Origin of the sequence: Aneurinibacillus aneurinilyticus ATCC 12856 (genome assembly GCF_000466385.1) — a bacterium.
Classification (GTDB): domain Bacteria; phylum Bacillota; class Bacilli; order Aneurinibacillales; family Aneurinibacillaceae; genus Aneurinibacillus; species Aneurinibacillus aneurinilyticus.
The window spans coordinates 1-1220 of sequence record NZ_KE952799.1 but is presented as its reverse complement, the minus strand read 5'-3'; the positions used below and the strand labels follow the sequence as shown (position 1 = coordinate 1220).

Here is a 1220-nt window from a genome sequence, read left to right as displayed (position 1 = left end):
TCCCGGCGAATTGTTCAAGCACTGGATGCTTATAATCATGACGTACCGTCGTTTTCAGGGCATCGATAACTGTATTGCCTGTAATATAAATGGTAGTATCCCTTTTACCTTCCTGTTTCAGGTTCTCCGCTGCCTGAGCGGTTGGTGCAAAGTGTAAGTCGGAGATGACACCCGTCAATTGACGGTTCATTTCTTCCGGATACGGTGAATATTTATTCCAGATCCGCAGCCCTGCCTCTAATCAGCTTTCGATGAATCTCATTTAAATATTGCCGTGACATCCCAACATGCCGAGCAATGAAGTTCATCCTTTACCATTAACGCAGTCGTCAAACGTGATCGAGATATCTTTCTCTATATTTTCTTAACAACCATTTTACCAGGATTATTTTTCTGCTTCTTAATTGATACTTTTGCCTGATAATTTCCTCTTTGCACGGTGAATTTATAAGGGACATTTTCGAAACTTTTTCCATTTATGTATCGTAATATATAATGCACAAAACATTTCCTTATCCTGCCCCTACAGTTGCCATGTTGTAGGGGGATTTTATTGTTTAACCCCCTAATTGGGTAAATATACCTATAGGTAATGGTATTTGTTTTGCTCCTCGGTTCTTGATGGCTATGGAGACAGCCTCTTATTTTTGTTCTACGAGCGTAGCATGTGCAATACAGTAGCAACTGTCTATCTCCCATGATACACCATCCTCAGTTGTTTTCTTAATTTTATGTAGTGCCTTCCGTAGCCGAGCAACATCTGGTTCATGACGACTTAAAAACATACTGTATTCTTCACTACCTTTGTGTCTATTTTGGAGTCGTTCCTGCATCTCTCAGTTCCTGGTCAGTCATTGGCCTCACCAACCTCTGCTTCGTTTCTTCGACCGGCTTCTCAATAGGATACTGGTATCGTCAATCAATTCACAATCCGACTTGTATATGTGTTTTTTGTGTTCTTCGCCATTAATCGATTTAGTTTCATCTTTAGTAATCCAATATTTATCAAACCTTGGACATTGTTCAACTTCAAATTCTTTACCGATTTTATTTGAATACCACCACGACAATTTTTCACCATTTATGCTACTTCCAGTGATTCGAACTTTCATCCATATTCCCCCTTCAATTCATACCATTCCACTAACTCCTGCTTTGTCTCTTCAGCAAAGTTTTTATAATACCCGATCAAGGGTGTTGATTATCCAGTATGATCCAGA

2 protein-coding genes and 1 pseudogene are annotated in these 1220 nt (G+C 39.5%); all 3 read right to left on the bottom strand.

Annotation, left to right across the window (positions count from 1 at the left end):
* Window positions 1-241: pseudogene (locus HMPREF0083_RS13070) on the bottom strand (UDP-N-acetylglucosamine 2-epimerase); the annotation flags it as partial.
* A gap of 400 nt (window positions 242-641) precedes the next feature.
* Window positions 642-833 (bottom strand): hypothetical protein, encoded by a 192-nt coding sequence (locus HMPREF0083_RS13065; RefSeq protein WP_021621895.1) that lies wholly within the window; start codon window positions 831-833, stop codon window positions 642-644.
* A 27-nt stretch (window positions 834-860) separates the two neighbouring features.
* Complete coding sequence (locus tag HMPREF0083_RS13060; protein WP_021621894.1) at window positions 861-1112, bottom strand: hypothetical protein; 252 nt, start codon at window positions 1110-1112, stop codon at window positions 861-863.
* Window positions 1113-1220 lie beyond the last annotated feature (108 nt).

Excerpts from the sequence above, each read along its gene's own strand:
- HMPREF0083_RS13065 (WP_021621895.1), bottom strand. The coding sequence starts at position 833 with ATGCAGGAACGACTCCAAAATAGACACAAAGGTAGTGAAGAATACAGT.
- HMPREF0083_RS13060 (WP_021621894.1), bottom strand. The coding sequence starts at position 1,112 with ATGAAAGTTCGAATCACTGGAAGTAGCATAAATGGTGAAAAATTGTCG.